The organism is Tenacibaculum sp. 47A_GOM-205m (genome assembly GCF_000518405.1).
Classification (GTDB): domain Bacteria; phylum Bacteroidota; class Bacteroidia; order Flavobacteriales; family Flavobacteriaceae; genus Polaribacter; species Polaribacter lutimaris.
In genome coordinates this window covers 1-4,171 of record NZ_JADN01000001.1, presented here as the reverse complement: position 1 = coordinate 4,171, position 4,171 = coordinate 1, and the positions used below count along the sequence as shown (strand labels likewise).

Sequence of the window (4,171 nt, the reverse complement as noted above, 5' to 3'; positions counted from 1 at the left end):
TCCAAAGTCAATACGAAGCTATAGTAAAGGTTCACGGGGTCTTTTCGTCCCGCTGCGGGTAATCGGCATCTTCACCGATACTACAATTTCACCGAGCTCATGGCTGAGACAGTATCCAGATCGTTGCACCATTCGTGCAGGTCGGAACTTACCCGACAAGGAATTTCGCTACCTTAGGACCGTTATAGTTACGGCCGCCGTTTACTGGGGCTTCATTTGATTGCTTCGCCGAAGCTAACAACTCCACTTAACCTTCCAGCACCGGGCAGGTGTCAGGCCTTATACATCATCTTTCAATTTAGCAAAGCCCTGTGTTTTTGATAAACAGTCGCCTGGATCTTTTCACTGCGGCCCTACCGGAGTAGGGCGACTCTTCTCCCGAAGTTACGAGTCTATTTTGCCTAGTTCCTTAGCCATGAATCTCTCGAGCACCTTAGAATTCTCATCCCAACTACCTGTGTCGGTTTACGGTACGGGTTCTTATAACCTGAAGCTTAGAGGTTTTTCTTGGAAGATTTTAGGCACACTATCCACGCATCCGAAGACTTGTGGTACTATCACACTTCAGCTAAACCGGCGGATTTGCCTACCAGTCTAATACCTAAATGTTTCAACGAACTATTCCGTCAGTTCGCGGTGCTTTCAGTACTCCGTCACCCCATCGCAGTTATAAGAAGTACAGGAATATTAACCTGTTGTCCATCGACTACTCCCTTCGGATTCGCCTTAGGTCCCGACTAACCCTCAGCTGATTAGCATCGCTGAGGAAACCTTAGTCTTTCGGTGAGGGGGTTTCTCGCCCCCTTTATCGTTACTTATGCCTACATTTTCTTTTCTATACGTTCCAGCATGCCTCACAGCACACCTTCAGCACATATAGAATGCTCCCCTACCACTTTTAAAAGTCCATAGCTTCGGTAATATGTTTATGCCCGATTATTATCCATGCTCGACCGCTCGACTAGTGAGCTGTTACGCACTCTTTAAATGAATGGCTGCTTCCAAGCCAACATCCTAGCTGTCTGGGCAGTCAAACCTCGTTTTTTCAACTTAACATATATTTGGGGACCTTAGCTGATGGTCTGGGTTCTTTCCCTCTCGGACATGGACCTTAGCACCCATGCCCTCACTGCTGAAAAACATTTTATAGCATTCGGAGTTTGTCAGGAATTGGTAGGCGGTGAAGCCCCCGCATCCAATCAGTAGCTCTACCTCTATAAAACTTTTAATCAACGCTGCACCTAAATGCATTTCGGGGAGTACGAGCTATTTCCGAGTTTGATTGGCCTTTCACCCCTACCCACAGGTCATCCAAAGACTTTTCAACGTCAACTGGTTCGGTCCTCCACTGTGTGTTACCACAGCTTCAACCTGCCCATGGGTAGATCACTCGGTTTCGCGTCTACTACTACTAACTAAAGTCGCCCTATTCAGACTCGCTTTCGCTTCGGCTCCGATCCTTAAAATCTTAACCTTGCTAGTAACAGTAACTCGTAGGCTCATTATGCAAAAGGCACGCCGTCACACAGTAAATGTGCTTCGACCGCTTGTAGGCGTACGGTTTCAGGTTCTCTTTCACTCCCTTACTTAGGGTTCTTTTCACCTTTCCCTCACGGTACTAGTTCACTATCGGTCTTTCAGGAGTATTTAGCCTTACCGGATGGTCCCGGTGGATTCATACAGGATTACACGTGTCCCGCACTACTCAGGGTACTGCTATATCCTCTTCGATTACCTATACGAGACTATCACTCTCTTCGGTTCGTCTTTCCAAACGATTCTAGTTCTCTAAGATTCTAATGTCGCAGCCCTACAACCCCAATATTGCCGTAACAACATTGGTTTGGGCTAATCCGCGTTCGCTCGCCACTACTAACGGAATCACTTTTGTTTTCTCTTCCTCTGGTTACTTAGATGTTTCAGTTCACCAGGTTTGCTCACCCGAAGGTGTGACATGTCTTCAACATGACGGGTTGCCCCATTCGGAAATCTACGGATCATAAAATATGTGCTTCTCCCCGTAGCTTATCGCAGCTTATCGCGTCCTTCTTCGCCTCTGAAAGCCTAGGCATCCTCCATACGCCCTTATTTAGCTTATTGTACTTTTTGCTGTAGTATCTCTACTACAACGAGCTCTTTATAATTCTTGTTCTTATAAAAATATTTTGTTAGATTACTCTAACTCTCTATCTTGATTCTTTACGATATCATTTTACCAATATGTCAATGAACGTTGTGGCGAGTCGCCACTGACAAGTATTTAAACTTGTTAGTCACAATCTGCCTGCAATACTCATGAAGATAAAATTAATTATCTCCAGGCATCGCCTGGTGGAGAATATCGGAGTCGAACCGATGACCTCTTGCGTGCAAGGCAAGCGCTCTAGCCAGCTGAGCTAATCCCCCATTTCTTTTCAGTAGTCAGCTATCAGTTAACAGTTATCAGTTAATTGATGACCTATACGTCAACTTGGGATACCCAACTTCTAAAATTTCCTTTAACTAATCTCTTTAAAATTGTAGTCTCGGGCAGACTCGAACTGCCGACCTCTACATTATCAGTGTAGCGCTCTAACCAGCTGAGCTACGAGACTGTCTTAGACAGCTTAGATATTTATATCAAATATCTAAAAATTCTCTTTTTTTAAGATCTTAGTCTATTTTTTAAAATTAACAGCAAAGAGTAAAATTAACCTCTTATGTAACTCACCATCTTTCTCTAGAAAGGAGGTGTTCCAGCCGCACCTTCCGGTACGGCTACCTTGTTACGACTTAGCCCTAGTTACCAGTTTTACCCTAGGCAGTCCCTTGCGGTAACCGACTTCAGGCACCCCCAGCTTCCATGGCTTGACGGGCGGTGTGTACAAGGCCCGGGAACGTATTCACCGGATCATGGCTGATATCCGATTACTAGCGATTCCAGCTTCACGGAGTCGAGTTGCAGACTCCGATCCGAACTGTGATATGGTTTATAGATTCGCTCCAACTCGCGTTGTGGCTGCTCATTGTCCATACCATTGTAGCACGTGTGTAGCCCAGGACGTAAGGGCCGTGATGATTTGACGTCATCCCCACCTTCCTCACGGTTTGCACCGGCAGTCTCGCTAGAGTCCTCAGCTTTACCTGCTAGCAACTAACGATAGGGGTTGCGCTCGTTATAGGACTTAACCTGACACCTCACGGCACGAGCTGACGACAACCATGCAGCACCTTGTAAAGTGTCCGAAGAAAAAGCTATCTCTAGCCCTGTCACTCTACATTTAAGCCCTGGTAAGGTTCCTCGCGTATCATCGAATTAAACCACATGCTCCACCGCTTGTGCGGGCCCCCGTCAATTCCTTTGAGTTTCAATCTTGCGATCGTACTCCCCAGGTGGGACACTTATCACTTTCGCTTAGTCACTGAACTATTGCCCAACAACTAGTGTCCATCGTTTACGGCGTGGACTACCAGGGTATCTAATCCTGTTCGCTCCCCACGCTTTCGTCCATGAGCGTCAGTATATACGTAGTAGACTGCCTTCGCAATCGGTATTCTAAGTAATATCTATGCATTTCACCGCTACACTACTTATTCTATCTACTTCCGTATAACTCAAGTCAACCAGTATCAAAGGCAGTTCCATAGTTAAGCTATGGGATTTCACCTCTGACTTAATTGACCGCCTGCGGACCCTTTAAACCCAATGATTCCGGATAACGCTTGCACCCTCCGTATTACCGCGGCTGCTGGCACGGAGTTAGCCGGTGCTTATTCTTACAGTACCGTCAAGGCCGTACACGTACGACTGTTTCTTCCTGTATAAAAGCAGTTTACAACCCATAGGGCAGTCTTCCTGCACGCGGCATGGCTGGTTCAGAGTTGCCTCCATTGACCAATATTCCTCACTGCTGCCTCCCGTAGGAGTCTGGTCCGTGTCTCAGTACCAGTGTGGGGGATAATCCTCTCAGACCCCCTACCTATCGTTGCCATGGTAAGCCGTTACCTTACCATCTAGCTAATAGGACGCATAGTCATCTTGTACCGATAAATCTTTAGTTAGATAGTGATGCCACTTCCCAACATTATGGAGTATTAATCTTCATTTCTAAAGGCTATCCTCCTGTACAAGGCAGATTCTATACGCGTTACGCACCCGTTCGCCGGTCGTCAGCGGTGCAAGCACCCTGTT

The 4,171-nt window shown here is 46.5% G+C and carries 2 tRNA genes and 2 rRNA genes; all 4 read right to left on the bottom strand.

The annotated features are described in order from the left end of the window. Positions 1–2,099 (bottom strand): 23S ribosomal RNA (locus tag N534_RS0100020); the annotation flags it as partial. A 230-nt stretch (positions 2,100–2,329) separates the two neighbouring features. Beyond that, positions 2,330–2,406 (bottom strand) — tRNA-Ala (locus N534_RS0100015). A gap of 114 nt (positions 2,407–2,520) precedes the next feature. Further along, positions 2,521–2,594 (bottom strand) — tRNA-Ile (locus tag N534_RS0100010). Between the two features lie 129 nt (positions 2,595–2,723). Next, positions 2,724–4,171: ribosomal RNA gene (locus N534_RS0100005) — 16S ribosomal RNA — on the bottom strand; the annotation flags it as partial.